The sequence below is a fragment of the Alkalibacterium gilvum genome (assembly GCF_900109085.1).
GTDB lineage: Bacteria > Bacillota > Bacilli > Lactobacillales > Carnobacteriaceae_A > Alkalibacterium > Alkalibacterium gilvum.
Genome location: NZ_FNYW01000010.1, coordinates 26,568 through 45,926 on the forward strand (window position 1 = coordinate 26,568; position 19,359 = coordinate 45,926).

The following is a 19,359-nucleotide window of genomic DNA, read 5'->3' on the forward strand; positions in this document are numbered from 1 at the left end:
ACCTCTTAAATAGCTTTCTAAAAATCCTTATCATAAAAAAGCATACTCGTACTCCTACACTTTTGTGTCAATTTCGTTATAATATATGAATTGGACAGAATATCTGATAAAATATATCATTGTATAGGTTTTTTACCTAACTGCTTACCAGAATGTTATGTTTTACTTATGAAAGGAAGAATTATATGAATGATGATAAATATCCTCAGCGCGTCGATTATGGTATTATTTTATCAGTTATGCTGTTGGCGATACTCAGTATTGCATCGCTGTATTCTACAAGTGTATTGATTCAAGATGGCTCTTTGAGTATGACGATAAAACAAATTATGTGGTACGGCATTGGATCGATAGCGGTTTTTGTTATCATGCAATTTGATTCAGAGCAATTATGGAAAATGACAACGTATTTATATATTGCAGGGATCATTATGCTGATACTCACACTTTTTATTTATGACCGAAATTTGGCGCTTCGAACCGGAGGGAAATCTTGGATACGCTTAGGACCACTGGGAACGATTCAACCGTCTGAATTTGTCAAGATTCCGTATATCCTTATTTTAGCTAAAGTAGTAACAAAGCATAATAGCACATACGACGTGAGGGATTATACGAGCGATTTTCTTTTAATGGGGAAACTGATGTTATATGCATCAATACCTATTCTCCTCGTGTTTATGCAGAATGACCTAGGGACGGGCTTGGTATACCTTGCTATATTAATTGGTATTATCCTATTATCGGGGATTAAGTGGCAGATTCTGCTTCCTATATTTATAGTTGTTTCAACAATTGGGATTACATTAATCTTGTTAGCTGTTTATAACCAAGATTTTCTTTTGGAGACGGGGTTATTTAGTCCTTATCAATTTGACCGAATTAATACATGGTTAAGACCGCATGAGGGATCGTCTGATGCAACCTATCAAGTAACGCAGGCCTTTAAATCTATCGGGTCAGGCGGTGTTTTCGGTAAAGGGTTTGGTACAAGTGAAGTTTATGTTCCGGTAAGAGAGTCTGATATGATTTTTACAACAATAGGTGAGAATTTCGGCTTTGCTGGAGGGGCCTTCTTGATTTTTATATATTTTGTACTGGTCTACCATATGGTCAAAGTTGTATATGATACGAAAAATGAATTTTATACGTACATCGCAACAGGCGTTATTATGATGATTGTTTTCCACGTGCTTGAAAATATCGGTATGAATATCGGCTTGCTCCCTGTTACTGGTATTCCATTGCCATTTATTTCTCAAGGGGGATCATCATTATTAGGAAATATGATGGGGATTGGTTTGATTATGTCTATGCGTTTCCATCACAAATCGTACTTCTTTTCAGGTGAAGGAGAAGACTTTCACCCGGGAACAACATAAAGTCTGCATGAAAGGAATAATACTATGATAAGAGAGAGAATAAAATACGTTGATAAATTACTAATCGTGCCCTATTTTATGTTGACACTATTCAGTATTATTATGATATACAGTGCGAGTAGCTATAGTGCGCTTAGTATGTATGATAACCCGCATTACTATTTACCCAGGCAAGCTATCTTTGTAGCTCTTTCTTATGTGATGTTTACCGTGGCCTTTTTCTTTCCTCTTAAGTTAATGAGGAACAAAAAATTAGTCATGTTTGGCACGGCGTTAACTTTTTTCTCGCTTGTACTTCTTCTTATGTTTGGGAGAGAAATTTATGGAGCAAAACGATGGATAGAAACACCTTTTATTAATATTCAACCTGCAGAATTAACTAAATTTATGGTGATTTGGTACCTAGCTTATATTCTGTCAAAAAAGCAGAAACTCATTAACAATGATTTCTTTAAAGCAATTGTTGCGCCTTTAATATTAGTGGTGGGTATTGTTCTTTCGATTTATATTCAACCTGATACAGGGTCTTCGTTTATTATTGTCATCATTGCCGCAATCATGATTTTTGCAAGTGGTGTATCACCCAAGCTTGGTGCAGGCTTCGGATTTTTTGGCATTGCTAGTCTTGCTGGTTTAACCAAAATGATAGAAACCTTTGGGACGAAATTGTTCTTTCTTGATGAATACCGTTATGAACGTTTTTTAGGATTTTGGGATCCGTTCGCTTTAGCAGAAGGAGCAGGGCTGCAATTAGTGAATTCTTATTATGCCTTGAGTCGAGGAGGACTATTCGGTGTAGGTTTTGGTGATAGTGTGCAGAAAACAGGTTATCTTCCGTTTCCATACACTGATTTTATTATATCGATTATTGGAGAAGAATTAGGGCTGTTGGGCTTGTTAGTTCTTTTCTCGGTGTTCACTTTGATGGTTTCTCGGATGATATTGATAGCCATAAGGTCTAAGAATGCCTTCAACTCATTGCTCTGTATCGGAGTAGCATCTATGTTTTTAATACAATCGTCAATCAATCTTATGGGCGTTGTCGGGTTGATGCCTATTACAGGTCTCACCTTTCCTTTTATTAGTTATGGAGGAACAAGTTTAATGGTGCTGTCGATTTCTTTAGGTCTCGTTGCCAATGTTTCTGCTCATTTAAATTACAAAAGAGCTAAAAAATCAGCGTAACATTTTATTTGACCTTATATTACGTCTCGTTTTTTAATAAATGTAGGTAATTTAATCTTATATTAAGAGTATGTCTGAAAATCATGAATATTCTCTTGCTTCTGTACGGAACACTTGGTAGAATGAACAGAAGCAAAATTCCTTTAATTCTATCCCGTGAGGTAGAAAAGGATGGAAAATTTCATATAGTTAAAAAATTTAGGAGACGTTTAAAGTTTTGGTATGATCCAAAGGCGTGCATCCTATTGTCGTTAACTTCCATCTTATCTAAAGGTCCTTTTTGCGTAAAGAAAAGGGCATTTTTTTATGCCTAAAAATAAGGAAGAGGGATGATGAAAAATGGCAATAGAACAACAACCGCTTATATTAGAAGTAGAGGATAGACCACCATTTCTTAAGGGAGCTTTTTTAAGTCTTCAACATGTATTTGCAATGTTTGGAGCAACGATATTGGTGCCGGTACTTTTAGGAATGCCGGTTTCAGTGGCACTTTTGGCTAGTGGGATAGGAACGCTTATCTATCAAATTGCAACAAAAGCGAAAGTACCTGTGTATCTTGGGTCTTCATTCGCTTACATTGCTGCTATGCAAATCGCAATTGATCAAATGGGTGGTGATGTAAGCGCTGCGCAATCAGGCTTGATTATGGTGGGGTTACTATATGTTATCATCTCAGGTATTGTACACTTGGTAGGGGTGTCTTGGATAGATAAACTCTTACCCCCGATAGTCATTGGTCCGATGATTATGGTTATTGGTTTGGGTCTAGCAGCGAACGCAGTCCAAAATGCCGGTTTTGTGGCTAATTCAGATTGGCGAGTCATCCTTGTATCTGTGACGACGTTTCTGATTGCAGCCTTTATAAACACCAAAGCAAAAGGGTTTTTAAAAATAATACCGTTTCTTGTCGCCATAATTGGAGGCTATCTTTTGGCGGCGGTACTTGGTATTGTGGATTTTACAGCAGTAAGAGAAGCGAATTGGTTTGCACTGCCGGAACTATTCCTTCCGTTTAAAACGCAAACATTCCAAAGTTATGATTTCTATTTAGGACCAGAAAGTTTTGCTTTACTACCGATCGTTCTTGTTACAGTGGCTGAACATATAGGAGATCATTCAGTACTTGGAAAAATCTGTAATCGTTCCTTCTTGAAAGAGCCAGGGCTTTCACGCACGCTAATTGGAGACGGAGCAGCGACCGTTGTGTCAGCCTTCTTCGGAGGACCGGCTAATACGACTTACGGAGAGAATACAGGAATCATCGGTATGACACGTATTGCATCCACATCAGTTATTAGGAATGCAGCGATCATTGCTGTGGGCTTGAGTTTTATGGGGAAATTCACCGCACTGATTTCAACAATCCCAGTTCCCGTTCTTGGGGGAATGTCCATACTCCTTTATGGGGTTATTGCTAGTAACGGTTTGAAGGTCATGATTGAGGACAAGGTAGATTTTAATCAGTCAAGAAACTTAGTCATAGCTAGTTCAATGCTTGTTATAGGGCTTGGGAATGCGGTGTTTGACATCGCTGGAATATTAGCCTTATCCGGAACTGCTTTGAGTGCTATGACAGGAATTCTTTTAAATCAAATTCTGCCACAAGAAGAAGCACAATATGAGCCAGAGTACAAGACTCTTCCAAAAGAGGGCACTAACCTTGAAGCGGATTTTGAAACAGCTAATTAAGAAAATGACTATTCTTTAGTGCGTTATCTATCTTGTTGTGATGAGCTCGCTTGCGTAGTATACTTGGAAGGAAGTATCAATGAAAAGAGGCATCGTATAATGACTGATCACTACTTTACATCCAATCCAAATGCAAAGAAAAATGAAAAAGAATTTGAGATAACCTTAAAGAATAATAAATTAAAATTAACGACAGATTCAGGGGTTTTTTCAAAAGAACGAGTAGATTATGGTTCGAAGGTAATGATTGAATCCATAGATCCATCTATATTTCCGAATGAAAAACTTCTAGATATGGGGTGTGGGTACGGACCAGTAGGCTTGTCATTAGCAAAGGCATACCCTAACCTTACTGTTCATATGGTAGATGTAAATGAACGTGCCTTGGATCTCGCCCGTAAAAATGCTTTAGAAAATGGAATCAATAATGTAAATATTTATATGTCTTCGATATACGAAGAGATTAAAGAAAAAGATTTCGGAGCAATAATTTCTAATCCGCCAATTCGGGCAGGAAAAAAAGTTGTACATGAAATCATCTCAGAGTCTTACAGATATTTAGCTGAAGATGGCGTTCTTATAATTGTCATTCAAAAGAAACAAGGTGCACCGAGCGCGAAGCAGAAAATGATCGATACATTTGGTAATGTAGAACGCATTGCATTAGACAAAGGATACTGGGTTTTGCAATCTAAAAAATAAATCGTTCTGATGGGCTAATCGAAAGGGTCTCCAGCTATTGAGCTGGGGATCTTTTTGTATGGAGAAGTTTGAAAACTTTGATCAGTCAAGTGATGAATGCGTGCCCTTCAGAGAATAGAAAGCGCCGTGAAGGGCAGTCAAGTAGTGAATGCGTGCCCTTCAGAGAATAGAAAGCGCCACGAAGGGCAGTCAAGTAGTGAATGCGTGCCCTTCAGAGAATAGAAAGTGACGTGAAGGGCAGTCAAGTAGTGAATACGTGCCCTTCAGAGAATAGAAAGCGCCGTGAAGGGCAGTCAAGTAGTGAATGCGTGCCCTTCAGAGAATAAAAAGCACCACGAAGGGCAGTCAAGTAGTGAATGCGTGCCCTTCAGAGAATAGAAAGCAGCACGAAGGAAACGCAAACCGCAAATAATATGGACTTGTCTAAATATAAGAGCAGAAAGAATATCTAAAAGCCAACAGTACAAAGAAACCAGAAAAGATTTTCAATAATGTAAGCAATCGCCCATGCGATTGCTATCCGCCTCAATCAATAACTTGATTATAAAAACAAGTAAAAGTATCCTTGACTTTTCTTGCGCCACACTGTAAACTTAATAGACGCTAAACAAAGTATGAAAATGAAATACGTGCGAAATATTGTCCGTACGGGATTTCTGAAGCTAAACAAAAGAATGTGTGATGAATACGACTGTATCTTTCACTGATCTTTTGTATTTTTTTTGGTCAAAAACAGGGAAAATCCCTGCTTTTTAATCAGATGTTAACATTTGTAACATAAATGTAACAAACAAAAAGCAAGAACATTTATCTGATTAAATGACTATGAGCTTTTGAATATGACGACTAGTGATTAATAATGAGGGGTGAAGAGGTTGGCAGGCCAAAATGTGAAATACGGCAAGCACCGTACACGTAGAAGTTATTCACGAATCAGTGAAGTATTAGAACTTCCAAACTTAATTGAAATTCAGACAAATTCATATGATTGGTTCCTAGAAGAGGGACTTAAAGATATGTTTAAAGATATCTCTCCTGTTGAAGACTTTTCTGGAAATCTGGCACTGGAGTTTACTGACTATCAGTTTCAGGAGCCAAAGTATACTGTAGACGAAGCAAGACAACATGACGCAAACTATTCCGCACCTTTATATGTAAAGTTACGTTTAATCGTTAGAGATACAGGTGAAGTGAAAGAGCAAGAAGTGTTCTTTGGAGACTTCCCATTGATGACTGAACAAGGTACATTTATTATAAACGGTTCTGAACGTGTTATTGTATCGCAACTTGTGCGTTCTCCGGGGGTTTATTTCAGCCCTAAAGATGAAAAGAATGGTATGGAAGGATTTGGTTCTACCGTTATTCCTAACCGTGGGGCTTGGTTGGAGTATGAAACAGATTCTAAAGGACTATCGAATGTGCGTATTGACCGTACGCGTAAAATACCGCTAAGTGTATTGGTTCGTGCATTAGGATTTGGTTCGGATGATGAGATTTTAGATATATTTGGATCCAATGAAAGCTTAAGTGCAACCTTGGAGAAAGATGTTCATAAAAACTTATCAGATTCTCGTGTAGAAGAAGCGCTGAAAGATGTTTACGAGCGTCTACGTCCGGGAGAGCCTAAAACAGCTGACTCTTCACGTAGCTTGCTGACAACGCGTTTCTTTGACCCTAAACGTTATGATCTTGCTCGCGTGGGTCGTTATAAAATGAATAAAAAATTAGACTTGAAAAATCGTCTAATGGGACTTACTTTAGCTGAATCACTCGTTGATGGTGAAACGGGAGAATTACTAGCTAAAGAAGGGACGCTTATCACGCGTGAAGTTATGAATGAATTAGGCCCTCATCTAGATAATGGGCTTAATTCTTTAACGCTTCAACCATCAGATGACGGGGTCGTTCCTGAGCCTATCGAACTACAACTTGTAAAAGTTTATTCTCCACAAGATAACGATCGTATTGTTCATGTTATTGGTAATGGGCATCCTGATAGAGAAGCTAAATACATCATCCCTGCAGATATGATTGCATCGATGAGTTACTTCTTCAACCTTCAAGAAGGTATTGGCGAAACAGACGATATCGACCACTTAGGAAATAGACGTATCCGTTCTGTTGGAGAACTATTACAGAATCAGTTCCGTATTGGTCTATCTCGAATGGAACGAGTTGTACGTGAGCGTATGTCGATTCAAGACACATCTACAACAACACCACAACAGTTAGTCAATATTCGTCCGGTTGTTGCGTCAATCAAAGAATTCTTTGGCTCATCTCAATTGTCTCAATTCATGGATCAAACAAATCCGCTTGGTGAGTTGACACACAAACGACGTCTATCTGCACTTGGACCTGGTGGATTAACACGAGACCGTGCGGGTTATGAAGTACGAGATGTTCACTATTCTCACTATGGCCGTATGTGTCCGATTGAAACGCCTGAGGGACCAAACATCGGATTGATTAACAGTTTGTCAACCTATGCAAAAATAAATGAATTTGGCTTTATCGAAACACCTTACCGTGAAGTAGATAAGGAAACGGGTCGCGTTACAGAAAAAATTGATTATCTAACAGCAGACGAAGAGGATCTCTACGTTGTTGCTCAAGCTAACGCTCCTTTGAATGAAGACGGTAGCTTTGTAAATGACATGGTACTTGCCAGAACTAAAAATAATAACGAAGAGCTTGAAGTATCCAAAGTGGACTACATGGACGTTTCACCGAAACAAGTTGTTTCTGTAGCAACAGCCAGTATCCCATTCCTTGAAAACGATGACTCAAACCGTGCGTTGATGGGTGCGAACATGCAGCGTCAAGCGGTTCCGTTGATTCAACCTGAGGCACCTCTTGTTGGAACCGGGATTGAACACACGGCTGCGCGTGACTCTGGAGCTTCAATCATTGCGAAACACCCAGGTACTGTTGAATACGTTGATGCAAAAGAAATTCGCGTTAGACGTGAAGATGGCGCCTTGGACAAATATCTCGTAGCTAAATTTAAACGTTCGAACGCAGGTACTTCATATAACCAGCGCTCACTTGTACACCATGGTGAAGTCGTTGAAAAAGGAGATATCCTTGCTGATGGACCATCCATGGAAAATGGAGAAATGGCTATCGGAAAAAACCCATTAATTGCCTTTACGACATTTGATGGTTATAACTTTGAAGATGCGATCATCATGAGTGAACGTTTAGTTAAAGATGATGTTTATACATCGATCCACATCGAAGAATATGAATCAGAAGCAAGAGATACAAAACTAGGACCTGAAGAAATCACACGTGAATTACCGAACGTCGGTGATGATGCGCTTAAAAACTTGGATGACCGAGGCATTATTCGTATCGGAGCTGAAGTTCAAGATGGAGATATCTTAGTAGGTAAAGTAACGCCAAAAGGAGTATCCGAACTTTCTGCAGAAGAAAAACTGCTCCACGCAATCTTTGGTGAAAAAGCACGTGAAGTAAGAGACACGTCTCTCCGTGTACCACACGGTGGCGGCGGAATCGTTCACGATGTTAAAATCTTTACACGTGAGTCCGGAGACGAATTATCTCCAGGAGTCAACTATCTTGTTCGTGTGTTTATTGTTCAAAAACGTAAGATCAATGTCGGTGATAAACTTGCTGGACGACACGGTAACAAAGGTGTTGTTTCATTGATTTTACCTGAAGAAGACATGCCATTTATGCCAGATGGAACACCTGTTGATATTATGTTGAACCCATTAGGTGTACCATCACGTATGAATATTGGACAAGTTATCGAACTTCATATGGGAATGGCTGCACGTCAATTAGGTATTCACATTGCAACACCAGTATTTGATGGAGCAACAGATGAAGATGTCTGGGAAACCATCAAAGAAGCAGGCATGGATGATGATGCGAAAACAGTTCTTTATGATGGACGTACAGGTGAAGAGTTTGACAACAAAGTATCCGTTGGGGTTATGTACTATATTAAACTTGCTCACATGGTCGACGATAAATTACACGCACGTTCTACTGGACCTTATTCGCTTGTTACTCAGCAGCCGCTCGGTGGTAAAGCACAATTTGGTGGACAGCGATTTGGTGAGATGGAAGTGTGGGCACTTGAGGCTTACGGTGCAGCTTATTCTCTACAGGAAATATTAACGTATAAATCAGATGACGTTGTTGGACGTGTGAAAACATACGAAGCTATCGTCAAAGGTGATGCCATTCCAAAACCTGGCGTACCTGAATCTTTCCGTGTTCTTGTTAAAGAGCTTCAATCATTAGGATTAGATCTAAAAGTTCTTGATGCAAATAAAGAAGCAATCGATCTTCAAGATACAGATGAAGATGATGACTTTGGAAACATTGACTCTTTAGAAAAAATGAAAAAAGAGCAAGATGAAAAACGTGCAGAAGAAGCACGAAAAAAAGCTGAAGAAGAAGCACAAGAAGAGCAGTTAGAAAAAGAAGGACAAGAACAAGAATAAAGTAATGAAATTTAACAGGAGTATGGTGTGTACATCAGCTCCTTGTTGATTTCATATATAAGAGTAATAGACACGTGAAGCAATAGGGCAGCTTCATAATCTACAAAAGGGAGGTAGCCCCTTTGATCGATGTAAATAAATTTGAAAGTATTCAGATCGGATTGGCTTCACCTGATAAGATCCGCAGTTGGTCTTACGGAGAAGTTAAAAAACCCGAAACAATTAATTATCGAACACTGAAACCAGAAAAAGATGGCTTATTCTGTGAAAGAATATTTGGACCATCTAAAGACTACGAATGTGCTTGTGGTAAGTATAAGCGTGTCCACTATAAAGGTATCGTTTGTGACCGTTGTGGTGTAGAAGTAACAAAGTCTAAAGTTCGTCGTGAACGCATGGGCCACTTGGAACTTGCAGCGCCAGTCACACATATTTGGTACTTCAAAGGTATACCAAGTCGAATGGGACTCATTTTGGATATGTCTCCACGCGCATTGGAAGAAATTATTTATTTTGCTTCTTACGTGGTTATTGATCCAGGTGACACGCCATTGGAAAAGAAACAGTTGATGACAGAAAGAGAATACCGAGAACGTCGTGCACAGTATGGAAATAAATTCCAAGCTGATATTGGTGCGGAAGCGATAAAATCTTTATTAGATACTGTAGACTTGATGGAAGAAGTTAACGAATTAAAAGAGTTACTTCAAACCGCTACAGGTCAGAAACGTACACGAGCTATTAGACGTCTAGACATTCTGGAAGCATTCAGAAATTCAGGTAACGATCCAACGTGGATGGTTATGGATGTTGTACCAATTATTCCTCCTGAACTAAGACCAATGGTTCAATTAGAAGGTGGCCGTTTTGCTACAAGTGACTTGAATGATTTGTACCGCCGTGTTATTAACCGTAACAATCGTTTGAAACGTTTATTGGACTTGAATGCACCGCATATCATTGTTCAAAACGAAAAACGTATGCTTCAGGAAGCTGTGGATGCATTAGTAGACAATGGCCGTCGTGGACGTGCTGTAACTGGACCGGGTAACCGTCCACTTAAATCACTTTCGCACATGCTTAAAGGTAAACAAGGACGATTCCGTCAAAACTTACTCGGTAAACGTGTTGACTATTCTGGTCGTTCCGTTATCGTTGTTGGTCCAACACTGAAAATGTATCAATGTGGTCTGCCTAAAGAAATGGCGATCGAATTATTTAAACCTTTTGTCATGCGAGAGTTAGTAGCGAGAGAAATTGCTAATAATATCAAAAATGCTAAGCGTAAAGTTGAACGTATGGATGAAGAGGTTTGGGCTGTATTAGAAGATGTTATTCGTGAACACCCGGTACTTCTTAACCGTGCACCTACTTTACACAGATTGGGTATTCAAGCGTTTGAGCCGATCCTTGTTGAAGGAAAAGCAATCAGATTACACCCATTAGTCTGTGAAGCGTATAATGCGGACTTTGATGGAGATCAAATGGCTGTTCACGTACCGTTAAGTGATGAAGCTCAAGCAGAAGCACGTATTTTGATGCTTGGTGCACAGAACATCTTGAACCCTAAAGATGGTAAACCTGTTGTAACACCTTCTCAAGACATGGTGTTAGGTAACTATTACCTAACAATGGAAGTTGAAGAGAAAATCGGTGAAGGCATGGTATTTTCAAGCACGTCTGAAGCTATCCAAGCCTATCAGACAGGCTATGTTCATTTGCACTCGCGTGTGGCGGTTCATGCATCATCCTTGCCGCATAAGCCATTTACAAAAGAACAACAAGAGCGTTTCTTAGTAACAACTGTTGGGAAATTAATTTTCAATGAAATTATGCCTGAAGAATTCCCGTATCTGAATGAACCAACTCAAGAAAACTTGGAAAAACAGACACCTGATAAGTACTTTGTGTCTTATGGTACTGATATCAAAAAACATATCAGTGACATGCCAATTGTAGAGCCGTTCAAAAAGAAAAACTTAGGGAATATCATCGCTGAAGTCTTCAAGCGATACCAGGTAACAGAAACTTCTAAAATGCTTGATAAAATGAAAAATCTAGGCTATAAATATTCAACCCGATCAGGTATTACTGTTGGGATTTCAGATATTTCTAACCTTAAAGAAAAAGAGCACATCCTTGATGAGGCTCACAAGCAAGTTGACCGAATCAATGCATCACACCGTCGTGGTCTGATTACTGAAGAAGAGCGCTATACAGCTGTTATTGAAGTGTGGACCAAGACTAAAGACACTATCCAAGATCACTTGATGACCTCGCTTGATAGTCATAACAACATCTTTATGATGAGTGACTCTGGTGCACGTGGTAACATCTCAAACTTTACTCAGTTAGCTGGTATGCGTGGATTAATGGCTGCGCCAAGTGGACGTATCATGGAATTGCCGATTACATCGAACTTCCGTGAAGGTTTGTCAGTTTTGGAAATGTTTATCTCAACTCACGGTGCGCGTAAAGGAATGACGGATACGGCTCTTAAAACAGCGGACTCCGGATACCTAACTCGTCGTCTAGTTGATGTCGCACAAGATGTCATTATTCGTAATGAAGATTGTGGAACTAAACGTGGTTTACTCGTTCGAGCTATAGAGGATAGCAATGATGTTATTGAACCTCTAGAAGAGCGTATTATCGGAAGATATGCACGTAAAACAGTTAAACATCCAGAAACAAAAGAAATTATTGTTTCAGAGAATGAGTTGATAACTGAAGACTTGGCTAAAGTTATAGTCGACTCAGGTATCGAAGAAGTAACGATTCGTTCTGCCTTCACATGTAACGCTAAACACGGCGTATGTAAGAAGTGTTATGGACGTAACTTGGCAACAGGCCGTGAAGTTGAAGTTGGAGAAGCTGTTGGAACAATTGCAGCGCAATCTATCGGAGAGCCTGGTACCCAGTTGACAATGCGTACGTTCCATACAGGTGGGGTAGCCGGAGATGATATTACTCAAGGTCTTCCACGTGTTCAGGAAATATTCGAAGCCAGACATCCTAAAGGACAAGCCGTGATCACTGAGGTCACTGGGGAAGTTATAGGTATTGATGAAAAACCTGGCGAAAGAATTAAAGAAGTAACCGTTAAAGGTGCAACAGATACACGTACCTACACACTACCAATCAATGCGCGTATGCGTGTTGAAGAAGGAAGCTTTGTAGAGCGTGGAGATGCCTTTAATGAAGGGTCTATCGATCCGAAGCAACTATTAGCTGTTAGTGACGTTATCAAACTTCAAAACTATCTTCTTAAAGAAGTACAGTATGCCTACCGTTCACAAGGTGTAGAAATCGGTGATAAGCATATTGAGGTAATGGTAAGACAAATGCTACAAAAAGTTAGAGTACTTGATCCAGGTAACACAAGTATTCTACCAGGTAGCCTTATCGATATCGATGACTTCAAACAAGCAAACAAAAAGACACTATTGTCTGGTGGAAACCCAGCGACAGCACGTCCAGTACTATTGGGAATAACAAAAGCATCGCTTGAAACAAATAGTTTCTTGTCCGCTGCTTCGTTCCAAGAGACGACACGTGTTCTTACAGATGCTGCTATTAGAGGGAAAAATGATCCGTTAATCGGATTGAAAGAGAATGTTATTATTGGTAAGTCTATTCCAGCAGGAACAGGCATGAAAGTTTATAATGACATGGAGCCCAAAAAAGTTGGCGTTGTAAGTGAAAATGTCTATAGTATCAATGATGAAAAAAGTCAGGCAGAAAATACGAAACAATAAAAAGGTTAAATAGAAGGACGGAGCAGCATTTGCTGCTCTCTGCTTCTGTTTATTTTAAAAAAATTCAAGTATACTGTTGACTATAAAAATTACTCGTGATATTATGCTATAGGTGCTTTTGTGTACAGATTACTGTCTAATGATACTCAATTCATAAGCTTTAACAGTCGTTCTGACTGGCACACAATAGCCAAATATAACTATATGTTCAGGTATTTAAAAAAAGGTATAGAAATTCGCATTTTGTGTGCGAACATTCTTTTTACTTTTAAATGAACCACCTGGATGTGTGGGTCTAGAAATGCATAAGTAATATAAGCAAAAAATGAAGGGAGGACACATTAAATGCCTACAATGAATCAATTGATCCGTAAACCTCGTAAATCAAGAGAAAGTAAATCTGAGTCACCAGCTTTGAATAAAGGTTATAACACTCAGAAACGTAAGCAAACAACGGTATATTCTCCACAAAAACGTGGTGTTTGTACGCGTGTTGGAACAATGACACCTAAAAAACCTAACTCAGCGTTACGTAAATATGCTCGTGTACGCTTGTCAAACATGATCGAAGTTACAGCATACATCCCAGGAGAAGGACACAACTTGCAAGAACACAGTGTTGTACTTATCCGTGGCGGTAAAGTAAAAGACTTGCCGGGTGTACGTTACCACATCGTTCGTGGTGCACTTGATACTGCTGGAGTAACTGATCGTAAACAAAGCCGTTCTAAATACGGTACTAAACGACCAAAATAATATAATTTATGAAATAACTATCTCTTGAAAGGAGGAATTTGAATGCCTCGTAAAGGTCCTGTTGCAAAACGTGATGTTTTACCAGATCCAATGTACAATAGTAAATTGGTTTCCCGTTTGATTAACCGTTTGATGGTTGATGGTAAACGTGGGAAAGCATCTTCGATTTTGTATGATGCATTTGATCAAATTAAAGAACAAACAGGTAATGATCCGATGGAAGTGTTTGAACAAGCACTTAAAAATATTATGCCTGTATTAGAAGTTAAAGCTCGTCGTGTAGGGGGTTCTAACTACCAAGTGCCTGTTGAAGTGCGTCCTGATCGTCGTACAACATTAGCACTGCGTTGGTTAGTTAATTACGCTCGTCTTCGTGGTGAAAATACCATGGTCGACCGCTTAGCTAAAGAAGTTATGGATGCAGCGAACAATACTGGTGCTGCTGTCCGTAAACGTGAAGAAGTCCACCGTATGGCAGAAGCGAACAAAGCATTTGCCCACTACCGTTGGTAAGATGATTAAGCTAGGCTTTTGTATAAAAGTCAGTATGAATCATTAATTTGAAACAATATCCGTCTTTATAAGAAATTATGAAGTGAATTTATTTAAGAGAGGTGTAATGATTAGTGGCCAAGAGAAAATTTCCTCTAAGACAAACACGTAATATAGGAATCATGGCGCATATCGATGCTGGTAAAACAACAACGACCGAGCGTATCCTTTATTACACTGGCCGAATCCATAAAATTGGTGAAACTCACGAAGGTGCGTCACAAATGGACTGGATGGAGCAAGAACAAGAACGTGGAATTACCATCACGTCAGCTGCTACAACAGCTCAGTGGAATGACCACCGTGTAAACATTATCGATACCCCTGGACACGTAGACTTCACAGTTGAAGTTGAACGTTCACTCCGTGTGCTTGATGGAGCGGTAGCTGTACTGGATGCACAATCAGGTGTTGAACCACAAACAGAAACGGTATGGCGTCAAGCAACAACTTATGGCGTACCCCGTGTTGTATTTGTAAATAAAATGGATAAACTTGGAGCAGACTTTTTACATGCTAATGAAACATTACATGATCGTCTGCAAGCCAATGCACATCCTATTCAACTACCAATCGGTGCTGAAGATAACTTCACAGGTATCATTGACTTAGTTGACATGAATGCTGTTATGTATAGTAACGATCTAGGAACTGAAACGGAAATCGTTGAGATCCCTGAAGATTATAGAGAATTAGCTGAAGAATGGCATACAAAACTTGTTGAAGCTGTTGCTGAAATGGATGAAGATCTCATGATGCAATACCTTGAAGGCGAAGAGATTTCTGCTGAGCAGTTGAAAGACGGTATCCGTAAAGCAACGCTAAGCGTAGAATTCTACCCAGTCCTCGTTGGATCAGCTTTCAAAAACAAAGGTGTTCAATTACTGCTTGACGCTGTTGTTGACTATCTGCCTTCTCCGCTTGATGTTCGCGCAATCGTTGGACATGAACAGAATGATCCGGAAGCAGAAATAAAAGTTGAAGCTGGCGATGATCAACCCTTTGCTGCTTTAGCCTTTAAAGTTATGACAGACCCGTATGTTGGTCGTTTGACTTTCTTCCGTTCGTATTCTGGTACATTGGAATCCGGTTCTTACATCTTGAACGCTACAAAAGATTCTCGTGAACGTGTCGGTCGTATCTTGCAGATGCACGCAAACTCTCGTCAAGAGATTTCGGAAGTGTTCTCTGGAGATATCGCTGCTGCAGTCGGATTGAAAAATACGTCTACAGGTGACACATTATGTGACTTGGACACACCGGTTATCCTGGAATCAATGGAATTCCCTGAGCCAGTTATTCAAGTAGCAATCGAGCCTAAATCTAAAGCTGACCAAGATAAAATGGGACTTGCCCTTCAAAAATTAGCTGAAGAAGATCCAACTTTCCGTGCTGAAACAGATCACGAAACAGGCGAAGTTATCATCGCTGGTATGGGTGAATTACACTTAGATATCATCGTTGACCGTTTGAAACGTGAATTCAAAGTTGAAGCTAACGTTGGAGCTCCTCAAGTTTCTTACCGTGAAACATTCACTGAAAAAGTTGAATCTGAAGGTAAGTTCGTTCGTCAATCCGGTGGTAAAGGTCAATACGGTCACGTATGGATCGAATTCGAACCGAATGAAGAAGGAGCAGGCTTTGAATTTGAAGATGCTATCGTCGGTGGGGTTGTTCCTCGTGAATATATTCCTGCGGTTAAATCTGGTCTTGAAGCATCACTTGAAAATGGTGTGTTAGCTGGTTATCCGTTAGTTGACGTTAAAGCAAAACTTTATGACGGTTCTTACCACGATGTTGACTCAAACGAGACAGCATTTAAAGTTGCGGCTTCTATGTCACTTAAAAACGCTGCTAAAAAAGCCGGTGCGGTTATCCTTGAACCTTTAATGGCTGTTGAAGTAACAGTTCCTGAAGATTACATGGGTGATATCATGGGTCATATCTCTGCACGTCGAGGAAATATCGAAGGATCTACTCAGCGTGGTAACACAACAATCGTTAAAGGTTTCATTCCTTTATCAGAAATGTTTGGTTACGCAACAGCATTACGTTCTGCAACGCAAGGACGCGGAACATTTACAATGCAATTTGATCACTATGATCAAGTGCCTAAGAGCATTGCTGAAGAAATTATCAAGAAAAATGGTGGAAAAGCTTAATTGGAGAGTATCCATTAAGTCACGCGCACAGTGCTTATTGTAATGAACATTGTGGGCGCAACGCTCTACTATATAAATTGATTTTATATCGGTCTATCGGTATAATGAATGAGTAAAAATAAGAAGAGGAAATCTCTTTCTATTTAAAAAAATTAGAACAAAACCCTAAGGAGGAAATGTTTAAAATGGCTAAAGAAAAATTCGACCGTTCGAAACAACATATGAACATTGGTACTATTGGTCACGTTGACCATGGTAAAACAACTTTAACTGCTGCAATTACTACTGTACTTGCTAAGAAAGGTTACGCTCAAGCTCAAGCATACGACAGTATTGATGGAGCTGCAGAAGAGAAAGAGCGTGGAATCACAATTTCTACATCTCACGTAGAGTACGAAACTGATACACGTCACTATGCACACGTTGACTGCCCAGGACACGCGGACTACGTTAAAAACATGATCACTGGTGCTGCTCAAATGGACGGAGCTATCTTGGTAGTTTCTGCTGCTGATGGCCCAATGCCACAAACACGTGAGCACATCTTACTATCTCGTCAAGTTGGCGTACCTTACATTGTTGTATTCATGAACAAAGTAGATATGGTTGACGATGAAGAGTTACTAGAATTAGTTGAAATGGAAGTTCGTGACCTATTATCAGAATACGACTTCCCAGGTGATGACATTCCTGTTGTTGCTGGATCAGCTCTTAAAGCTCTAGAAGGCGTTGAAGAGTACGAAGAAAAAATTCTTGAATTAATGGAAGAAGTAGACAACTACATTCCAGCTCCTGAACGTGACGCTGACCGTCCATTCATGATGCCAGTTGAGGACGTATTCTCAATCACTGGTCGTGGAACAGTTGCAACTGGTCGTGTAGAGTCTGGACAAGTTTCTGTTGGTGACGAAGTTGAAGTTATCGGTATCAAAGATACTGCTAAAACAACTGTTACTGGTGTAGAAATGTTCCGTAAATTATTAGACTACGCTGAAGCAGGCGACAACATTGGTGCATTGTTACGTGGTATGTCACGTGACGATATCGAACGTGGACAAGTATTAGCTAAACCAGGTTCAATTACACCACATACAAAGTTCAGCGCTGAAGTTTATGTTCTATCTAAAGAAGAGGGTGGACGTCACACTCCATTCTTCTCAAACTACCGCCCACAATTCTTTTTCCGTACAACTGACGTAACTGGTGTTATCGAGTTACCAGAAGGTACTGAAATGGTTATGCCTGGCGACAACACAGAAATGACAGTTTCTCTAATCGCTCCAATCGCGGTTGTAGATGGTACTAAATTCACTATTCGTGAAGGTGGACGTACTGTTGGTGCTGGTGTTGTAACAAGCATCATTGAATAATTTAAATTTTAAACATTAACTGATTTAAAATTGGAAGACTCCAGAAGCTTGCTTCTGGAGTCTTTTTTTAGTTCTGAATTAGTGTATGTAAGAGTCCCTCGAAAGTGATTGTCATCGAAGAACTCTTTTCGTCTTAGGTTATTGTCGTAAAAAATGTTCTTAGCCACTTCGCTCGTAGAGATTATGACGGAAACAAATATGTCGTCCTTCTTATTGTTTACTCATTTTTAATTATCTACGAGTCGAACGAGCATTCCTATTATGAGCGTATGATGTCGTACTCGGGGACGGCAGATGTCTGAGTGAGCAGTATTTGGAATAAAATGTCGTACTCGGGGACGGCAGATGTCTGAGTGAGCACTTTTTGAATTAAAATGTCGTACTCAGACCTTTAGATATGCTGAGCGAACAATCTGGCGGTCTCAGTAGCTACTCCAGCAATAAATTAACCAGACAGAATGACTAAACAAAGGGGATAAAGAAAATTTAGATTTCGTTTCTAATTTTTTTCTATATATTCTCTATATTCTTGAGTTGTAAAGCTAAATGCAACACTTTCTGTTTCATGATTCGATGAACTTAAATCTCTATACTTTTTCCCCTAGGGGAAAAAATTTTAAATACTACACTGTTGAAAATACTCTTCTGATGAGCGTAGTCCAATTACTTCTCTAATCCTTCTATTGATTGCCTGAGCGGCTTGTTCGATATCCATTTCTGAAAATAGATGGATGGATTTTCCTTTAGGGATGAACTCCCTCAATAGTTTATTAAAGTTTTCATTAGAGCCCCGTTCCCAGGATGCGTAAGCATGACAAAAATAAACATCTGTATTGAGTTCAGACATTAATGAGAACTCTGAACCATTATCAAAAGTGATAGAAGCAAATAGACCAGGGTTAACTGCTAGAATTTCTTCAAAGGCATCCTTAACCGTGAGACTTTTATAGTCGCTGATTTTCTTAGTAATGGCGTAGCGTGTTTTTCTCTCTACCAAGGTAATGATTGCCGGTTCATTTTTCGTTTTCTTCCCTTTAACCAGATCAGCTTCCCAGTGTCCGAATGTTTCTCTTGATAAGACCTCCTGTGGACGATCGGTGATGCTGGTGCCTAGGATTCTTTTGTTTTTGCCTTTAGGGTTACTGTGATGGTTTTTTCTTGGTTTTAAACGATACATGACAGGTAAGTCATGGGGTTTGATAGACAATAGACCTTGACGTATATAAGAATAGATGGTTTTAAACGTAGGTATACTCTCTACAGGATGCTTTTTTCTATAAAGAGCTATAAACGTCTTTATATTGTAGAGCCGCTGTTTACCT

The 19,359-nt window shown here is 39.5% G+C and carries 11 protein-coding genes; 10 read left to right on the forward strand and 1 reads right to left on the reverse strand.

The features are described 5' to 3' along the window. Positions 1 to 185: 185 nt before the first annotated feature. From BMX83_RS04335 to tuf, 10 genes are all read left to right on the forward strand, one after another. Positions 186 to 1,382, forward strand: coding sequence for an FtsW/RodA/SpoVE family cell cycle protein (locus BMX83_RS04335; protein WP_091633873.1), 1,197 nt, complete (start codon positions 186 to 188; stop codon positions 1,380 to 1,382). A gap of 24 nt (positions 1,383 to 1,406) precedes the next feature. After that, complete coding sequence (locus BMX83_RS04340; RefSeq protein ID WP_091633876.1) at positions 1,407 to 2,567, forward strand: FtsW/RodA/SpoVE family cell cycle protein; 1,161 nt, start codon at positions 1,407 to 1,409, stop codon at positions 2,565 to 2,567. Positions 2,568 to 2,906: 339 nt separating this feature from the next. Continuing rightward, a complete protein-coding gene (locus tag BMX83_RS04345; protein ID WP_091633878.1) occupies positions 2,907 to 4,256 on the forward strand; it encodes a uracil-xanthine permease family protein in 1,350 nt (449 codons plus the stop codon). 99 nt (positions 4,257 to 4,355) lie between these two features. After that, positions 4,356 to 4,958 (forward strand): class I SAM-dependent methyltransferase, encoded by a 603-nt coding sequence (locus BMX83_RS04350; RefSeq protein ID WP_091633881.1) that lies wholly within the window; start codon positions 4,356 to 4,358, stop codon positions 4,956 to 4,958. A gap of 866 nt (positions 4,959 to 5,824) precedes the next feature. Further along, the gene (rpoB, locus tag BMX83_RS04355) at positions 5,825 to 9,439 is read left to right on the forward strand and encodes a DNA-directed RNA polymerase subunit beta (protein ID WP_091633884.1); all 3,615 of its coding nucleotides are present in this window, start codon (positions 5,825 to 5,827) and stop codon (positions 9,437 to 9,439) included. Positions 9,440 to 9,561: 122 nt separating this feature from the next. Continuing rightward, the gene (gene rpoC / locus BMX83_RS04360; RefSeq protein ID WP_091633886.1) at positions 9,562 to 13,197 is read left to right on the forward strand and encodes a DNA-directed RNA polymerase subunit beta'; all 3,636 of its coding nucleotides are present in this window, start codon (positions 9,562 to 9,564) and stop codon (positions 13,195 to 13,197) included. A 345-nt stretch (positions 13,198 to 13,542) separates the two neighbouring features. Then, complete coding sequence (gene rpsL, locus BMX83_RS04365) at positions 13,543 to 13,953, forward strand: 30S ribosomal protein S12 (RefSeq protein ID WP_091633890.1); 411 nt, start codon at positions 13,543 to 13,545, stop codon at positions 13,951 to 13,953. A 42-nt stretch (positions 13,954 to 13,995) separates the two neighbouring features. After that, entirely contained in the window at positions 13,996 to 14,466 is a 471-nt protein-coding gene (rpsG, locus tag BMX83_RS04370; protein WP_091633892.1) for a 30S ribosomal protein S7, read from the forward strand. A 113-nt stretch (positions 14,467 to 14,579) separates the two neighbouring features. Then, complete coding sequence (fusA, locus tag BMX83_RS04375; RefSeq protein WP_091633896.1) at positions 14,580 to 16,667, forward strand: elongation factor G; 2,088 nt, start codon at positions 14,580 to 14,582, stop codon at positions 16,665 to 16,667. A 185-nt stretch (positions 16,668 to 16,852) separates the two neighbouring features. Beyond that, the gene (gene tuf, locus BMX83_RS04380) at positions 16,853 to 18,037 is read left to right on the forward strand and encodes an elongation factor Tu (RefSeq protein ID WP_091633897.1); all 1,185 of its coding nucleotides are present in this window, start codon (positions 16,853 to 16,855) and stop codon (positions 18,035 to 18,037) included. 616 nt (positions 18,038 to 18,653) lie between these two features. Here tuf and BMX83_RS04385 read toward each other — a convergent pair. After that, positions 18,654 to 19,359: IS30 family transposase (locus tag BMX83_RS04385; RefSeq protein ID WP_091633900.1), on the reverse strand; the 706-nt coding region annotated here is incomplete at its 5' end.

Coding starts and splice junctions, on each gene's coding strand:
- BMX83_RS04350 (WP_091633881.1), top strand. CDS start 4,356: ATGACTGATCACTACTTTACATCCAATCCAAATGCAAAGAAAAATGAA.
- BMX83_RS04340 (WP_091633876.1), top strand. CDS start 1,407: ATGATAAGAGAGAGAATAAAATACGTTGATAAATTACTAATCGTGCCC.
- rpsG (WP_091633892.1), top strand. CDS start 13,996: ATGCCTCGTAAAGGTCCTGTTGCAAAACGTGATGTTTTACCAGATCCA.
- BMX83_RS04335 (WP_091633873.1), top strand. CDS start 186: ATGAATGATGATAAATATCCTCAGCGCGTCGATTATGGTATTATTTTA.
- rpsL (WP_091633890.1), top strand. CDS start 13,543: ATGCCTACAATGAATCAATTGATCCGTAAACCTCGTAAATCAAGAGAA.
- tuf (WP_091633897.1), top strand. CDS start 16,853: ATGGCTAAAGAAAAATTCGACCGTTCGAAACAACATATGAACATTGGT.
- BMX83_RS04345 (WP_091633878.1), top strand. CDS start 2,907: ATGGCAATAGAACAACAACCGCTTATATTAGAAGTAGAGGATAGACCA.